Origin of the sequence: Falsirhodobacter sp. 1013 (assembly GCF_051195255.1) — a bacterium.
In the GTDB taxonomy this organism is placed as follows: domain Bacteria; phylum Pseudomonadota; class Alphaproteobacteria; order Rhodobacterales; family Rhodobacteraceae; genus Falsirhodobacter.
Genome location: NZ_JBNJLK010000001.1, coordinates 639,711 through 655,499, shown reverse-complemented (window position 1 = coordinate 655,499; position 15,789 = coordinate 639,711). Strand labels below are relative to the sequence as shown.

14 protein-coding genes and 1 pseudogene are annotated in these 15,789 nt (G+C 64.8%); 10 read left to right on the top strand and 5 right to left on the bottom strand.

Annotated features, from left to right (window positions below):
- Nucleotides 1-14: 14 nt before the first annotated feature.
- The gene (locus ACSHZY_RS03340) at nt 15-812 is read right to left on the bottom strand and encodes an SDR family oxidoreductase (protein ID WP_435165351.1); all 798 of its coding nucleotides are present in this window, start codon (nt 810-812) and stop codon (nt 15-17) included.
- Nucleotides 813-929: 117 nt separating this feature from the next.
- On the opposite strand from ACSHZY_RS03340, the gene otsB reads away from it, so the two are divergent.
- The 6 genes from otsB (at nt 930) to ACSHZY_RS03310 (ending at nt 8,561) form a co-directional block, all read left to right on the top strand.
- Entirely contained in the window at nt 930-1,679 is a 750-nt protein-coding gene (gene otsB / locus ACSHZY_RS03335) for a trehalose-phosphatase (protein WP_435165348.1), read from the top strand.
- Nucleotides 1,667-3,088 carry an alpha,alpha-trehalose-phosphate synthase (UDP-forming) gene (gene otsA, locus ACSHZY_RS03330; RefSeq protein ID WP_435165345.1) on the top strand — a complete coding sequence of 474 codons (1,422 nt, stop codon included), beginning with the start codon at nt 1,667-1,669 and terminating at the stop codon, nt 3,086-3,088. Before otsB ends, otsA begins: the two co-directional genes overlap by 13 nt.
- The gene (gene aroQ / locus ACSHZY_RS03325; protein WP_435165343.1) at nt 3,085-3,519 is read left to right on the top strand and encodes a type II 3-dehydroquinate dehydratase; all 435 of its coding nucleotides are present in this window, start codon (nt 3,085-3,087) and stop codon (nt 3,517-3,519) included. Before otsA ends, aroQ begins: the two co-directional genes overlap by 4 nt.
- A gap of 158 nt (nt 3,520-3,677) precedes the next feature.
- A complete protein-coding gene (locus ACSHZY_RS03320) occupies nt 3,678-4,202 on the top strand; it encodes a TetR/AcrR family transcriptional regulator (RefSeq protein WP_435165340.1) in 525 nt (174 codons plus the stop codon).
- A gap of 30 nt (nt 4,203-4,232) precedes the next feature.
- Nucleotides 4,233-5,408, top strand: a complete 1,176-nt coding sequence (locus ACSHZY_RS03315) for an efflux RND transporter periplasmic adaptor subunit (RefSeq protein ID WP_435165338.1) — start codon at nt 4,233-4,235, stop codon at nt 5,406-5,408.
- A gap of 9 nt (nt 5,409-5,417) precedes the next feature.
- Nucleotides 5,418-8,561, top strand: coding sequence for a multidrug efflux RND transporter permease subunit (locus ACSHZY_RS03310; protein WP_435165335.1), 3,144 nt, complete (start codon nt 5,418-5,420; stop codon nt 8,559-8,561).
- A gap of 54 nt (nt 8,562-8,615) precedes the next feature.
- Here ACSHZY_RS03310 and ahcY read toward each other — a convergent pair whose 3' ends face one another.
- Nucleotides 8,616-10,004: an adenosylhomocysteinase gene (gene ahcY / locus ACSHZY_RS03305; RefSeq protein WP_435165332.1), complete on the bottom strand. Its 1,389-nt coding sequence runs from the start codon at nt 10,002-10,004 to the stop codon at nt 8,616-8,618.
- 57 nt (nt 10,005-10,061) lie between these two features.
- Nucleotides 10,062-10,466: a hypothetical protein gene (locus ACSHZY_RS03300; protein ID WP_435165330.1), complete on the bottom strand. Its 405-nt coding sequence runs from the start codon at nt 10,464-10,466 to the stop codon at nt 10,062-10,064.
- Nucleotides 10,467-10,740: 274 nt separating this feature from the next.
- Between ACSHZY_RS03300 and ACSHZY_RS03295 the strand changes: the two genes are divergently transcribed.
- The gene (locus ACSHZY_RS03295) at nt 10,741-11,319 is read left to right on the top strand and encodes an HD domain-containing protein (protein WP_435165475.1); all 579 of its coding nucleotides are present in this window, start codon (nt 10,741-10,743) and stop codon (nt 11,317-11,319) included.
- On the opposite strand, the gene ACSHZY_RS03290 is transcribed toward ACSHZY_RS03295, so the two are convergent.
- Together ACSHZY_RS03290 and ACSHZY_RS03285 are read right to left on the bottom strand one after the other, a co-directional pair.
- Nucleotides 11,320-11,634 carry an H-NS family nucleoid-associated regulatory protein gene (locus tag ACSHZY_RS03290; protein ID WP_435165327.1) on the bottom strand — a complete coding sequence of 105 codons (315 nt, stop codon included), beginning with the start codon at nt 11,632-11,634 and terminating at the stop codon, nt 11,320-11,322.
- An 89-nt stretch (nt 11,635-11,723) separates the two neighbouring features.
- Nucleotides 11,724-12,278, bottom strand: coding sequence for an ActR/PrrA/RegA family redox response regulator transcription factor (locus ACSHZY_RS03285; RefSeq protein WP_435165324.1), 555 nt, complete (start codon nt 12,276-12,278; stop codon nt 11,724-11,726).
- Nucleotides 12,279-12,397: 119 nt separating this feature from the next.
- On the opposite strand from ACSHZY_RS03285, the gene regB reads away from it, so the two are divergent.
- The 3 genes and pseudogenes from regB to tsaE form a co-directional block, all read left to right on the top strand.
- Nucleotides 12,398-13,771, top strand: a complete 1,374-nt coding sequence (regB, locus tag ACSHZY_RS03280) for a sensor histidine kinase RegB (RefSeq protein WP_435165321.1) — start codon at nt 12,398-12,400, stop codon at nt 13,769-13,771.
- Between the two features lie 96 nt (nt 13,772-13,867).
- On the top strand, nt 13,868-15,313 hold the full coding sequence (locus ACSHZY_RS03275) for a PAS-domain containing protein (RefSeq protein ID WP_435165319.1): 1,446 nt from the start codon (nt 13,868-13,870) through the stop codon (nt 15,311-15,313).
- A 43-nt stretch (nt 15,314-15,356) separates the two neighbouring features.
- Nucleotides 15,357-15,749, top strand: a pseudogene (tsaE, locus tag ACSHZY_RS03270) (tRNA (adenosine(37)-N6)-threonylcarbamoyltransferase complex ATPase subunit type 1 TsaE); the annotation flags it as partial.
- Nucleotides 15,750-15,789 lie beyond the last annotated feature (40 nt).

Below are 15,789 nucleotides of genomic sequence, written 5' to 3'. Positions count from 1 at the left end.
GGTTCCCGTTCGTGTCAACCGTTGATGGGAATGCCGCCATTCGGGTGCAGGACCTGCCCTGTCATGTAGCTGGAATCGCGGCAGGCCAGAAACAGGTAGCAGGGCGCCACCTCGTTCGGCTGGCCCGGACGCTTCATGGGAACGTCGCTGCCGAAGTTCTTCACGTCCTCCTCCGGCATGGTTTCCCCGATCAGCGGGGTCCAGATCGGACCGGGGGCCACCCCGTTCACGCGGATGCCCTTGTCGGCCAGGCTGGCGGCCAGCGCGCGCAGGAAGCCAAGCTCCGCCCCTTTGGTGGCTGCATAGTCGATCAGATACTTGTGCCCGCGATAGGCGTTGACCGAGGTGGTGAAGATCAGCGCCGCGCCTTCCGTCATCTTCTCCAGCGCCGCCTGCGCCAGCCACATGTAGCCGAAGACGTTGGTCCTGAAGATCGTCTCGATCCATTCCGGGTCCACCTTCGTGAAATCCGGCTGGGACTTCTGGACGCCGGCATTGGCCACCAGCACGTCCAGCCGCCCGAAATGGTCGACGGTCTGCCGGATCGCGTCAAAGCAGGCGTCCCGGTCGGTCGCGTCCAGCTGCAGCAGCAGCACCTCCGCCCCTTCAGCGCGCATCTGGGCGGCGGCGTCCTTGCCTTCTTCCTGGTCCTTGTGCCAGGTCACCACGACCTTCGCGCCTTCGGCCGCGTAAAGGCGCGCGACGGCCCGACCGATGCCGGAGGAGGACCCAGACACGAAGCAGACCTTGTCCTTCAACCGGCCCGAGCTGGCAAAGTGGGGGGTGAAGTCGGCGGGGGCATCACGATCCATCGGGACCTCCTTGAACATGTCGGGGCCACAGCGCCTGAAGGGGCCAGCTTGTTCCACGGTGGATTTCCCCCGCCGGCGGGCCACATACCCGTTCACCCGCAACAAGCCCGAGACACGATGACCGACCCTCTTGCCCCCCTTCTTGAAGATCCCGGCGCTTATGCGCTGTTTCTGGACATCGACGGCTGCCTGATCGATCTGGCGCCGACGCCGGAAGGCATCACGGTGCCCGAAGGCCTGCCGGCCACCCTGTCCCGCCTGTCCGCCCGCATGGGCGGCGCGCTGGCGCTGGTGACGGGGCGGAAGATGGAATGGGTGGACGTCACCTTCGCGCCCGAGATCTTTCCCCTGGCCGGCCTTCACGGCTTCCAGCGCCGTCGCGCCGACGGGCAGGTGCTGGAGGTGACGGTGCCCCCGGGGCTGGACCGGGTGCGGGCGCAGCTGGCCCGCTATGCCGACGTCCCGGGCCTCGTGGTGGAGGACAAGGGCCTTGCCATGGGCCTGCATTACCGTCAGGCGCCCGAGCGGATGGACGAAGTGAAGGCCATCATGCAGACCCTTGCGGCCGAGATCGGCCCGCAGTGGGAACTGCAGTTCGGCAAGGGCGTGGTCGAATTACGGCCCGCCGGCGCCACCAAGGGCGGGGCCGTCACCGCCTTTCTGACCGAGGCGCCCTTTGCCGGCCGCATCCCCGTCACCATCGGCGACGACGTCACGGACGAGACGATGTTCCCGATCGCGAACGCGCAGGGCGGGCTGTCGATCCGGATCGCGGACCCGTCCGAACCCACTGCCGCGCGGGCGCATCTGCCCTCGCCCTCGGCGCTGCGCGCCAGCCTTGAAAGGATTGCCCAATGGGACGCATGATCGTCGTGTCAAACCGTGTGCCGCTGCCGGACAAGGACGGCGTTATGCCGGCGGGCGGCCTTGCAGTCGCCGTGAACGCGGCCCTTCAGGAAAGTGGTGGCATCTGGTTCGGCTGGTCCGGTGAATCGGTTGGCGAAGGCGAACCCGGTCCCGTCACCCACCGTCAGCATGGCGCCATCGACTTCGCTCTGACCGACCTGTCCGAAAAGGACATGGACGAATATTACAGCGGCTTCGCGAACCGGGTTCTGTGGCCGCTGTTTCATTGCCGGATCGACCTTGCGGAATATTCGCGCCGCGACAAGGACGGCTATTTCCGGGTGAACCGCATGTTCGCGGACCGGCTGATGCCGCTGATCGAACCCGACGACATCATCTGGGTGCACGACTATCACCTGATCCCGCTGGCCGAGGAGTTGCGCCGCCGCGGCGTGACCAACCGCATCGGCTTCTTCCTGCACATTCCCTGGCCCCCGGCGGACATCCTGTTCGCGGCCCCCATCCATGACCAGATCATGAAGGGGCTGTCAGCCTACGACCTTGTCGGATTCCAGACCGACCACGATCTGGACAACTACATCTCGTGCCTGATCCGCGAAGGCGTGGGCGGGCGGGCCGAAGGCAGCGTGGCGGACGATCCGTCGCAGGCGGTGCTGACCGCCTATGGCCGCACCTTCCACGCCCGCACCTTCGGCATCGGGATCGAGACGCAGGCCTTTGCGGATCTTGCCGCGGAAGCCATCTCGGCCGAGGCGGTGCAGGAACTGCGCCGGTCGATGAACGGGCGCGACCTGATCATCGGGGTGGACCGGCTGGATTACTCCAAGGGCATTCCGCAGCGCATCCTCGCGTTCGAGCAGTTCCTGGAGATGAACCCCGACCGCGCGGGCAACGTCACCCTGTTGCAGATCGCGCCGTCGTCGAGGTCCGACGTGCCGGAATACCGCGACATGCGGGCCGAAGTCGAATCGCTGGCGGGCCATGTGAATGGCGTCATGGGCCGGATCGACTGGACGCCCATCCGCTATATCAACCAGTCGGTGGATCGGGAATCGCTGGCAGGCCTATATCGAGAGGCGCGGGTGGGACTGGTCACGCCCTTGCGCGACGGGATGAATCTGGTGGCCAAGGAATACGTGGCCGCGCAGAACCCCGATGATCCGGGCGTGCTGGTCCTGTCGCGTTTCGCGGGCGCCGCCCGGGAACTCAAGGGTGCCGTCCTGTGCAACCCTTATGACAGCGAGCAGACGGCGCGAGCCATCGAATGGGCCCTGTCGATGACGCTGGAGGAACGCCGGAGCCGCTGGCGCGACATGATGGATTATCTGGTGGAACACGACATCCAGTCGTGGTGCAAATCCTATCTGGAGGCGCTGGCCGAAACGGAACCCAGAAAGGACTTCGCATGACCATCTACATCCTCAATGGCCCGAACCTGAACCTTCTGGGCCAGCGCCAGCCCGAGATCTACGGCTACGAAACCTTGGCCGATGTGGAAGCGCGCTGCGAAACGGAGGCGCGCGACTTGGGGCTGGAGATCCGTTTCCTGCAGTCCAACCACGAAGGGCAGCTGATCGACTGGATCCACGAAGCGCGGATGGCGGCGCAGGGCATCATCATCAATGCCGGCGCCTACACCCACACCTCGGTGGCGCTTCTGGACGCGCTGAAGGCGTTCGACGGGCTGGTAATCGAACTTCACATCTCCAACGTGCACGCCCGAGAGGCCTTCCGGCACCATTCCTACATCAGCACACGCGCGGACGGGGTCATCGCCGGGTTCGGCACCCAAGGGTATGAGCTGGCGCTTCAGCGGCTTCACCGTCTTCTGGCCGCCTGACCGTAAAAACCTGCACTACAAACGCAGGATTCCTCGGTCCGGACACGCAAAGCGGGTTGACCCGCAGCTTCGCGCCCCATATCCGAACGCTCGTATGGCTATTTCCAGAACGGGACACGGATTTGGGACGCAAGCGCACGATTGACCGCGATGTGACCATGGATGCGATCGAGGCCGTGGTGCGCGAGCATGGCGTGGCCGGCCTTTCGATCGAGGCGGTGGCGCGCGCCGCCGGCATCAGCAAGTCCAGCGTTGTGTACGACTTCAACTCCAAGAACGCGCTGCTGGCGGCCTTCGTGCAAAAGCGGCTGGAACGGAAATACGACGAGCTGGAGCGTGTGACGGAGGCGTATACCGGCCAGCCGGACGCCTTCCTGCAAGGCATGCTGACTCATTGCACGCAATCCCCCTCGGATGAGGATATTTCCTGTGCCATGGCGATTACCACAAGCTTCTCGGACGACAACACGTGCCGCGAACTGATGGGCGCCTCGTTCAAGGGCGATCTTGAACGTGTCACGAAGGAAGCCGCCGATCCCAGCCGGGCCCGTCTGGCCTGGGCCGCGCTTCATGGCCTCATGTCCTTGGAGTACCTTGGTTTTTATCGTTTTCCACCGGAAGAACGCCGGCAACTTCTGGCAGACATTGCCTCTCTCGTGTCTGCCCCCTCACCCTCGACCTGACCTCCTCCCCCTCTTTTCTACAGGTTCCCCATGAAACGTCTTTGCATTGCCGTTCTGGCCGCACTGATCCCCGTTCAGGCCGCACTGGCCCAGGCCCCGGGGGGCGGTGAGATGCCGCCTCTGCCCGTCTCGTTCGTGCAGGTCCAGCCCGAGGTCCTTCCCATCATCAACGATCTGCCGGGCCGCATCTCCGCCACCCGCGTGGCGGAGGTCCGCCCCCGCGTCGGCGGCATCGTGATCGAGCGCGTGTTTGAACAAGGAAGCCGCGTTCAGGCGGGCGATGTCCTGTACCGCCTTGATCCCGCGCAATACCAGGTTCAGGTGGCCAGCGCCGAAGGCACACTGGCCCGCGCGCGGGCGGCCCAGACGAACGCGCAAGCGGAAGCCAAGCGTCAGGAAGAGTTGCGCGAACGCAACGTGTCCTCCGGATCGTCCTATGACACGGCCGTCAGCACGCTGGCCCAGGCCGATGCCGATGTCACCATCGCGCAGGCCCAGCTTCAGGAAGCCCAGCTGAACCTCGACTATACCGAAGTTCGGGCACCCATCACCGGTGTCATTGGCCGCGCGACGATCACCGAAGGTGCGCTGGTCGCGGCCCAGACCGACGTGATGGCGACGATCCAGCAACTGGACCCGCTTTACGCCGACTTCACGCAATCCACCGCCCAGATGCTGCAACTTCGCCGCCAGATGGCCGAAGGCCAACTGGTCGCCGCGGCCCCCGGAGAGGCGCAAGTGTCCATCTACTATGACGACGGCACCAAGTACGAGCATCCCGGCAAGCTGCTGTTCTCGGAAGCCACGGTGGACGAAACCACCGGTCAGGTGACCCTGCGCGCCGAAGTCCCTAACCCCGAAGGCTACCTGCTGCCCGGTCTTTATGTGCGCGTGCAGATCGAACAGGCCGTCCGCAACGACGCCCTGGCCGTGCCGCAGATGGCCGTCCAGCGGGCGCAGGATTCGTCCACCAGCGTCTTCGTCATCGGCGAGGACAACACCGTGCAGCCCCGCCCGGTCACGCTGGGTTCGGTCATCAACGGCCGCTGGGTTGTGACAGACGGCCTGAATGCGGGCGACCGTGTCGTGGTGTCGGGGGCCCAGAAGCTGAAGCCCGGAATGGCGGTCAAAGGGGAACCTTGGCAGCCGAATGCCGATCCCAACGCCCAGGGCGATACCGCCCAGGGTGAGCAACCGGCCAACTGAGGCGGCCCGATGTCACAATTCTTCATCCTCCGACCCGTGCTGGCGTGGGTCATATCCATCTTCATCGTCATCGCGGGGTTCCTGAGCCTTCAGTCTCTGCCCATCTCGCAATATCCGGCCGTTGCGCCGCCGCAGATCTCCATCTCGGCGACCTATACCGGTTCCTCCCCCGAGGAAATGTATGAAGCCGTCGCCCAGCCGATCGAGGAGGAGCTGAACAGCGTCGACGGCATCCAGTACTTCGAATCGACCTCGGACAGCTCGGGCGCCATCTCCATCACGGCGACCTTCGCGCCGGGCACGGACACGGCCCAGGCGCAGGTGGACGTGCAGAACGCCGTCGCCCGCGTGGAACCGGTCCTGCCGCAAACCGTGACCGACCAGGGCGTCACCGTGGAGGAGGCGAGCCAAGGCTTCCTGATGGTCGTGGCACTGACCTCGTCGGACGGATCGATGAACGCGGTGTCGCTGGGGGACTACCTCAGCCGCAACGTCGTGAACGAGATCCAGCGGACGGCGGGCGTCGGACGGGCGCAGGTCTTCTCCTCGGAAGAGGCGATGCGCATCTGGATCGATCCCGACAAGCTGACGGGCTTCAACCTGTCCACCGCCGACGTGATCAGCGCGATCGAGGCGCAGAATGCCCAGGTCGCCGCCGGTCAGGTGGGCGCGGACCCAAACCCCATCGGCCAACAACTGACCGCGACCGTGCTCGTGAAGGGCCAGCTGTCCTCGGCCGAGGAGTTCGGCAAGATCGTCCTGCGCGCCAACCCGGACGGATCCACCGTGCGCCTTGCGGACGTGGCCCGCGTGGAAGTAGGGGCAGATTCCTACGCCTTCAACTCGCGTCTGAACGCGCAACCGGCCGCCGCCCTTGGCGTGCAACTGTCCAGCGACGGCAACGCGCTGGAAACGTCCGAAGCCATCCGCGCCAAACTGGAGGAACTGAAGCAGTACTTCCCGCAAGGCGTCGAATACTCCATTCCCTACGACACGACCCCCTTTGTCGAGGCCTCCATCGAGAAGGTGCTGCACACCCTCGTCGAGGCCGTCGTGCTCGTGTTCCTCGTGATGTTCCTGTTCCTGCAGAACATCCGCTACACCCTGATCCCGACGATCGTCGTGCCGATCGCGCTGGCGGGCGCCTTGTCCGTCATGTTCGTGCTGGGGCTGTCGATCAACGTTCTGACCATGTTCGCGATGGTGCTGGCCATCGGCATCCTTGTCGATGACGCCATCGTCGTGATCGAGAACGTCGAACGCATCATGGCGCAGGAAGGGCTGGGCCCGAAGGCGGCGACGCAAAAGGCCATGGGCCAGATCCAGGGCGCCATCATCGGCATCACGCTGGTGCTGACGGCCGTGTTCATCCCGATGGCCTTCTTCCCCGGATCCACCGGCATCATCTACCGCCAGTTCTCGCTGACGATGGTGGCCTCGATCCTGTTCTCGGCCTTCCTGGCGCTGTCGCTGACGCCGGCCTTGTGCGCCACCTTCCTGAAGCCGATCACCAGCCACCACGAGAAGAAGGGCTTCTTCGGCTGGTTCAACCGCAAGTTCGACGCGGGCACCGAACGCTATTCGCGCGGTGTGCGGATGCTGGCCCGCCGGTCGGTGATGATGATGCTTCTGTATCTTGTCATCGCCGGGGTCACGGGCTGGGGCTTCCTGCGGCTTCCGACCTCGTTCCTGCCGAACGAGGATCAGGGCTACGTCATCTCCGACATCCAGACGCCGCCCACGTCCAGCTCGCAACGGACCGATGCGGTGCTGAAGCAGGTGGAAGGCTACTACCTGTCGAACGAGGCCGTAACGAATACGGTGGCGATCCGCGGGTTCTCCTTCTCGGGTCAGGGGCCGAACGCGGGCCTGATGTTCACGACCTTCAAGGACTGGTCCGAACGCAGCCAAAGCGCCGACGAGATCGCGGCCGGTGCCAACCAGGCGCTGTTCTTCGGCGTGCAGGACGCGCAGGCCTTCTCGCTGTCGCCGCCGCCCATCCCGGGCTTCGGCACCACGGGCGGCTTTGCCTTCCGTCTGGAAGATCGCGGCGGCGTCGGTCAGGCGGCCCTGCAACAGGCGGCCCAGCAGCTGATGGCCAAGGCGCAGGAAGGCGGCCAAGTCGTCGGTCTTCGCGTCGAAGGCATGCCTTCGGCCGCGCAGGTGTCCGTCACCGTCGACCGCGACAAGGCGCAGACCTTCGGCGTGACCTTCGCCGACATCAACCGCACGATCTCCTCCAACCTCGGCTCCAGCTATGTGAACGACTTCCCAAACGGCGGTCGTCAGCAGCGCGTGATCGTGCAGGCGCGCGAGGAATCGCGGATGCAGACCCAGGACATCCTGGACCTGACCGTGCGCAACACGAATGGCGGCATGGTGCCCTTCTCCTCGTTCGCGACGGTGGAATGGGAAGTCGGCCCCAGCCAGGTCGTCGGCTACAACGGCTATCCGGCGGTCCGCATCGCGGGTCAGGCGGCGCCGGGCGTGTCGTCGGGCGACGCCATCGCGCTGATGGAAAATCTGGCCGGTGAACTGGGTCAGGGCTATGCTTATGAATGGACGGGCCAGACCGCCGAGGAGATTGCCTCGGGCAACACGATGGTCCTGCTGTTCGGCATGTCCATCCTGTTCGTCTTCCTGCTTCTGGCCGGTTTGTACGAAAGCTGGTCGATTCCGCTGGCCGTGATGCTGGTCACCCCCTTGGGGATCATCGGCTGTATCGCCGCGGTGATGCTGCGTGACATGCCCAATGACATCTACTTCAAGGTGGGCCTGATCGCGATCATCGGTTTGTCGGCCAAGAACGCCATCCTGATCGTGGAATTCGCCAAGGAGCTTCGCGCCGAAGGCAAGGGCCTGATCGATTCGGCGGTGGAGGCGGCGAAGCTGCGCTTCCGTCCGATCCTGATGACCTCCATGGCGTTCACGCTGGGCGTGGTGCCGCTGGCCATCGCTTCGGGCGCCTCGGCGGCCAGCCAGAACGCCATCGGCACGGGGGTGATCGGGGGCATGATCTCGGCCACTGTCCTTGCGGTGTTCTTCGTGCCGGTGTTCTTCGTGTTCGTTCTGGGCGCCGTGGTGAAGTTGCGTGGCAAGGATCACGATCCGTCCCGTCCGCATCACGACGATGACCATTCGGCGAAAGCCTGAAACGGAAAAGGCGCCCTGCAGGGCGCCTTTTTTATCGGGACCGCAGGATCGCGATCAGTAGCGGTAATGTTCCGGCTTGTAGGGGCCGTCCACCGTCACGCCGATATAGTCGGCCTGTTCCTTTTGCAGCACCGTCAGCTTCACGCCGATCTTGGCCAGATGCAGGCGCGCCACCTTTTCATCCAGCGTCTTCGGCAGGATGTAGACGCCGGGCTGATATTCGTCGCCCTTGGTCCACAGCTCGATCTGCGCCAGCGTCTGGTTGGTGAAGGAGGCCGACATCACGAAGGACGGGTGGCCGGTCGCGTTGCCCAGGTTCAGCAGACGCCCTTCGGACAGCAGGATGATGCGGCTGCCCGAAGGCATCTCGATCATGTCGACCTGGTCCTTGATGTTCGTCCACTTGTGGTTCTTCAGCGCGGCGACCTGGATCTCGTTGTCGAAGTGGCCGATGTTGCCGACGATGGCCATGTCCTTCATCGCGCGCATGTGCTCGATCCGGATCACGTCCTTGTTGCCGGTGGTGGTGATGAAGATGTCGGCGGTGCCAACCTCATCCTCCAGCAGCGTCACCTCGAACCCGTCCATGGCGGCCTGCAGGGCGCAGATCGGATCGACCTCGGTCACCTTCACGCGCGCCCCTGCCCCGCGCAGCGACGCGGCCGAACCCTTGCCCACGTCGCCGTAACCGCAGACCACGGCGACCTTGCCGGCCATCATCGTGTCCGTCGCGCGGCGGATGCCGTCGACCAGCGATTCCTTGCAACCGTACTTGTTGTCGAACTTCGACTTGGTGACGCTGTCGTTCACGTTGATCGCCGGGAAGGGCAGTTGGCCCTTCTTGTGCAGGTCGTACAGGCGGTGCACGCCGGTCGTCGTTTCTTCGGACACGCCTTTCAGCAGGTCGCGCTGTTTCGTGAACCAGCCGGGGCTTGCCGCAAGGCGCTTCTTGATCTGCGCGAACAGGAACGTTTCCTCCTCGCTGGTGGGGACGTCCAGAAGGGCAGTTTCGCCGGCTTCGACCCGCGCCCCCATGAGGATGTACATCGTGGCGTCGCCGCCATCGTCCAGGATCAGGTTCGCCCCGTCCTCGAACTGGAAGATCTGGTCCGTGTAGGTCCAGTATTCTTCCAGCGTTTCGCCCTTCACGGCAAACACGGGCACGCCGGCTTCGGCAATGGCCGCCGCCGCATGATCCTGGGTGGAGAAGATGTTGCAGGACGCCCAGCGAACCGTGGCACCCAAGGCCACCAGGGTTTCGATCAGGACCCCGGTCTGGATGGTCATGTGAAGGGAGCCCGCGATCCGCGCGCCCTTCAGGGGCTGCGCCGCGCCATATTCCTCGCGCAGGGACATCAAGCCCGGCATTTCGGTTTCGGCGATGGTCAACTCCTTGCGACCATAACCGGCGAGGGCGATGTCCTTGACGATGAAATCAGGCATATGACGCTCCGTTGAATGTGTCGGAGCGGGCATACCATTCCATCCCCTTGCGGGCAATCAGAGGCTCAGGCCGACTTCCTGCAGGCGGGCGGTGGCATTGTCGCCGCTGTCCCAACCGATGCCCGACCCGATCACGCAGGCGATGCCGTCCGGACGCGTGTAGCTGACGGTCCAGGTGCCGGCGCTGTCCGAGGCCCACACCTCGAACTGGCGGCCATTGTCGCGGGTGGCGGTCAGCATCCGGTCCTCGCCGTAGGTTTCGCCAAGGTCGGCGGCCAGCATCTCGGGATTGGCGCAGTACGGATCGGTCGGCAACTGGTCCATTCCGGTCCGCTGGATGCTGTCGTAATAGGCCAGATCCACCCGGTCGCCTTCCGGCGGCATCACGGCCGCAACAGGCAGTGCAACAGAGGTCAAAGCGGCCGCGGCGAGGGCAATACGGCAGGTCATCTTGCGAAACATGATCGGTCCCTTCCTTTCGCACACAACTGTCCCGGAAGGCCAATGTTCCCGTTTTTGCTGTATGACCTCCTCGGTGACGGCCCAAGCGGTCGCTGTCATGGCACCGGAAACGGCCGGAAAAGGATCGGCTTGCATTTGCAGGATCGCCCAATGTGGCTTATCCCTTCCGGCACCCGAACCTCTTGACGGAGTGGCCTGTGACATCCTTGAATTCAAACTCCGCCCTCCCGGAAATTTTTCCTTCGGCGATGTCCGGTCCGGAGGGGGAAAACTGATGCGCGCGTGGCAACGCATGTTGTCGGGTCGGCGGTTAGATCTGCTGAATCCAACTCCGATGGACATCGAGATCGAGGACATCGCCCATGGTCTGGCGTTCGTGGCACGCTGGAATGGCCAGACCTTCGGCGATTGGCCTTATTCGGTCGCCGAACACTCCCTTCTGGTAGAGCGGATATTCACCCGCCTTCAACCGGAAGCCACCGCGACCGAGAAATTGGCGGCCCTTTTGCACGATGCGCCGGAATATGTGATCGGCGACATGATCAGCCCGGTGAAGGGGGCCATCGGTCCGGCTTACCGGGATCTGGACGCAAGATTGACCACCGCCATCCATCATCGGTTCGGATTGCCGGCCGTTTTGCCGATCGCGCTGAAACGCCGCATCAAGCAGGCGGACCGCATTTCCGCCCGCATGGAAGCCGTGCAAATCGCCGGTTTCACCGAAGCCGAGGCCACGCGGTATTTCGGAAAGCCCGCCGATCCGGCCTGGATCGACGGGCTGGGAATCGTGTTGCGCCCCCCGGTGGAGCCACGCCGCGATTTCGTTCTTCGCTGTCGCGAATTGATGGCCTGATCAGACGGCCATCTCTTCGGGGGTGCGTCCGGCGGCCGTGGCTTCCACGAACCAGCGGGGCTTCCGCCCGCGGCCCGTCCAGGTGTCGGCCGGATTTTCCGGATTGGCGTATTTCGCAGCCGCGGCGGCGGTGACCCTTTTGCGAGGGCTTGCCAAATCCACCAGATCTTTCAGCGTGAAGCCCAACTCGCGGGCCTTGGCCTCCAGTTCCTCGGCCGCTTCGCGTTTGCGGCGGGTTTCGAAGGTTTCAATGGCGCGGTCTATCCGAGCCCGCAGATCCTTCAACTCTTTCAGCGAAAGCGAATCGATGTCCATTTTTGTCTTCCATGAATTTGCCTCGGCCTGCTGAAACAGAATAAGCCGAACACATCAATGTTCAAATCAAATGGATTAGAGTTAACGGATCATTTCGGGCTGCGTTTGGCAAGAATACGCTGAAGGGTCCGGCGATGCATGCTCAGCCGTCGCGCGGTTTCCGAGACATTCCGGTCGCACATCTCGTACACGCGCTGAATATGCTCCCACCGAACGCGATCTGCGGACATCGGGTTGTCGGGCAATTCAGGCAAGGCTTCGCCTTTTGCCAAAAGCGCATTGGTCAGTTCATTGGCGTCCGCGGGTTTCGACAAGTAATCCGTCGCGCCAATCTTTACCGCCGCCACCGCGGTCGCGATCGCACCATATCCCGTCAGCACGACAATCCGACATTCCGGCCGGCGTTCGCGCAGCAATTCCACCACGTCCAGCCCGTTCCCATCCTCCAGCCGCAAATCGACCACGGCATAGGCGGGGGGGGATTGCTCGACCACGGCGCGGCCTGCGGCCACGCTGTCGGCGGTCACGGGTTCGAAGCCGCGCTTTTCCATGGCACGCGCCAGCCGCTTCACGAACGGCTCGTCATCATCGACCAGCAGAAGAGAGCGGTCGGGGCCCATGTCCGGGTGCAGGTCTTCCGTCATGTATGGGATCTCCTGTCCATATGGTGGTGCAGCGTTAGAAGATCGCGCGGCCCCCGTCAAACAACCCCGATTGATCCGGACCTTCCCGAAGATTACGACTGCGTGACAGGAGGACGCCCATGCTTGCCGTTTCCCGCCCCATGATGCCGCGTGGCGACTGGCTGCGCCTGCGCACGCTTGTCAATCTTCGCTGGATTTCCATCTTCGGCCAGCTGGTGGCCATCACCGTGTGCTATCGCTGGCTGGACGTGCACCTTCCGCTGGGCCCCTGCTACGCCGTGGTGGCGGGTGCGGTGCTGGCCAACCTCGCCTTTGCGTGGTCCAGCCCCACCAACCGCCTCCTGACGGAGGCGGAGGCCCGGCTGACCCTGCTGTTCGACATGGCGCAACTGTCGGCGCTCGTCTTCCTGACGGGCGGACTGTCCAACCCGTTCGTGCTTCTGATCCTGGCGCCGGTGGTCATCGCTGCCTCCGCGCTCAGCCTGATGACCACGATCATCATGGCGGTCTGCGCCACCGGCTGGGTCACGCTCGTGACGATCTGGCACCTCCCGATGGAGCTTTCGGACAACACGCTCCTGGAAACGCCGGGCCTGTTCCGCTTCGGGTTCTGGATGTCCATGGTCATCGGGATCACCTTCACCTCCATCTACGCGCGAAGGGTGTCCACGGAAATCCGCACCACCACGAAGGCCCTTCTGGCCACGCAGATGGCCCTGGCCCGCGAACAGAAGCTGACCGACCTGGGCGGGGTCGTCGCGGCGGCCGCCCACGAACTTGGCACGCCGCTGGCCACGATCAAGCTGGTCAGCACCGAACTCATGGACGAACTGGCCGACCGGCCCGAACTTCACGAGGACGCCGCCCTGATCCGCGAACAGGCGGACCGCTGCCGCGACATCCTGCGATCCATGGGGCGAGCGGGCAAGGACGACACCCACATGCGCCAGGCCCCCCTGACATCCGTCCTGCGCGAGGCGGCGGAGCCGCACATGGCGCGCGGCAAGAAGGTCGAAATATCGGCCCGCGCCGAAGCGGGCATAGACGAGCGCGTTCCCACAATCCTTCGCCGCCCCGAAGTGATCCACGGGCTGCGCAACCTCATCCAGAACGCGGTGGATTTCGCCGAAAGCACGGTCTGGATTGACGCCCGCTGGTCCGACGACCGGATCCTGGTGCGCGTGGCCGATGACGGCGCGGGATACAGCCCGCAGATCCTGGGCCGCATCGGGGAGCCCTTCGTGCGGTCTCGAAAATCCGTCCCCGACCCGCAGCGGCCGGAATATGACGGCATGGGTCTGGGCCTGTTCATCGCGAAGACCCTGCTGGAACGCACCGGCGCCGAGCTGTCCTTCACCAACGGCTCCAGCCCGTTCCTGAAGCCGGAGGAACGCCTTTCACGCAGCGGCGCGGTGGCCGAACTGGTCTGGCCGCGCCGTGCGCTGGCCCCGGATGATGGTCCCTTGGCGGCAAATCGGCCCTTTGATGCGTGACATTCCTGTCGCGGCCACAGGGAGATAGAACAAACTTTAATAAGTTGTTAACCCTTGTGACAGACGGTTGCCTCGCTGAAACCAGGAAAGTTCATTGTGCCCATCGGTTGGATCGATCTGTTGCGCGCCGAGGCGGTGGCCCTGCTGGCCTGCGCGGGAGGATTCGTCGTGCTTGACACGTTGCGCCGCCGTGCGGCCGCCGCGCCCGCCGACGGGGGAAGCGTGTTCCTGTTCGACGAGGACCGCCTGATCGATTGCAGCCCCTCGGCCCGCCTTCTGCTGGCGGCGCTGGACGCGGAACCCGTCGAAGCCCGTCGTCGCCTGCAGGAGCATCTGACCCAGCACCTTCCCGATCTGGCCGATCGGCTGGCGCAACTGGACCGCGAAGGTCGGGTGCAACTGACCAGCCCGTCCGGCCTGACGGTGGAAGCAAGCCTGCACGGTGGCATCACCCGCATCGCATTGGACAGCGACGCACCGGGGCAGGACGCCCTGACGCAAGCCGCCCAGTCTGCCGAGATCGCCCGCCTGCGACGGATCGTCCAGCACGCCCAGACACCCTTGTGGGAGGAAGGCCCTGCGGGCGAGGTGACCTGGGCCAACCCCGCCTATGTCCGCGCTGCCGGCACCTCCGCCCCGCAATGGCCGCTGCCGCATCTCTTCCCGCAGGACGGGCCGGTCAACCTTCCCATCGGCTGGATGCATGCCGTCCGGCAGGCGCAGGTGGGCACCGCCTGGCCCCTGGACCGCGCTGTCCTGGCCGAGGCGCAGTTGCGGGAGTTTCGGCAGACGCTGGCCCGCACCTTCGCCGACCTGCCCATCGGCCTTGCGATCTTCGACCGCCAGCGCTTGCTGCAGATCTTCAACCCCGCCTTGATGGACCTCACCGGACTGCCGCCCGACATGCTGTCCTCGCGCCCCTCGCTGTTCTCGGTACTGGACGCGTTGCGGGAACGGTCGCTGATTCCGGAACCCAAGGATTACCGCCACTGGCGCAAGCAGATGATCGATCTGGAAGAAGCCGCCACCCATGGCCGGTTCGAGGAAACGTGGAACCTGCCCGGCGGCCAGACGTGGCGCGTGGTCGGGCGTCCCCATCCCGACGGCGCCATGGCCCTGCTGTTCGAGGACATTTCGGGCGAGATGACGCGCACCCGCCGCTACCGCGCCGATCTGGAACTGGGCCAGTCGGTGATCGACGCGATGGGCGAAGGGGTTGCGGTCTTCTCCCCCTCGGGCACGCTTGTCATCTCCAACGCCGCCTATGCGCGGATGTGGGACGACGATCCCGGAACCACGCTGGCCGAACTGGGGATCGGCGCGCTTTGCGCCCGCTGGCGCGCCGCCACCGCCCCCAGCGCCCTTTGGGCCGAGGTGGAGCATTTCACCGTCACCCTTGGCCCCCGCACCGGCGGAGAAGGAACGCTTCACCTTCTGGACGGGCGGCGGATGGACTGCCGCTACACCGCGCTGCCGGGCGGGGCGACGCTGGTCGGGTTCCGGCTGCGGGAAGCCGCGCAGAAGGTGGTCCGCTACGGCTGATCCCCCTTGCGCCGGACGGTGCGCGCCGTCATTTTCACGCGTGATGACGCTGCTGCTTCCCCTTGCCGACGAAGATGCCACGGCCCGCCTTGGCACCGACCTTGCCGCCATTCTGGGTGCCGGCGACACCGTGCTGCTGTCCGGCGGCATCGGCGCCGGCAAGACGCATCTGTCGCGCGCCCTGATCCATGCGCGCACGGGGGAGCACGACATCCCCTCGCCCACCTTTACGCTGGTGCAGACGTATGAAGGGGCTCCGGAAATCTGGCACGCCGACCTTTACCGCCTGTCCCACCCGGACGAGGTGAGCGAACTTGGTCTGGACGCCGCGATGGCCGAGGCGATCTGCCTGATCGAGTGGCCCGACCGTCTGGGCAATCTGGCCTCCTCCGACGCCCTGCGCGTTACGCTTGAGGTGGAGGGAGAGGGTCGGCTTGCCCGTCTGGACGGCCCGCCCGCCCTGATCGCCCGCCTGC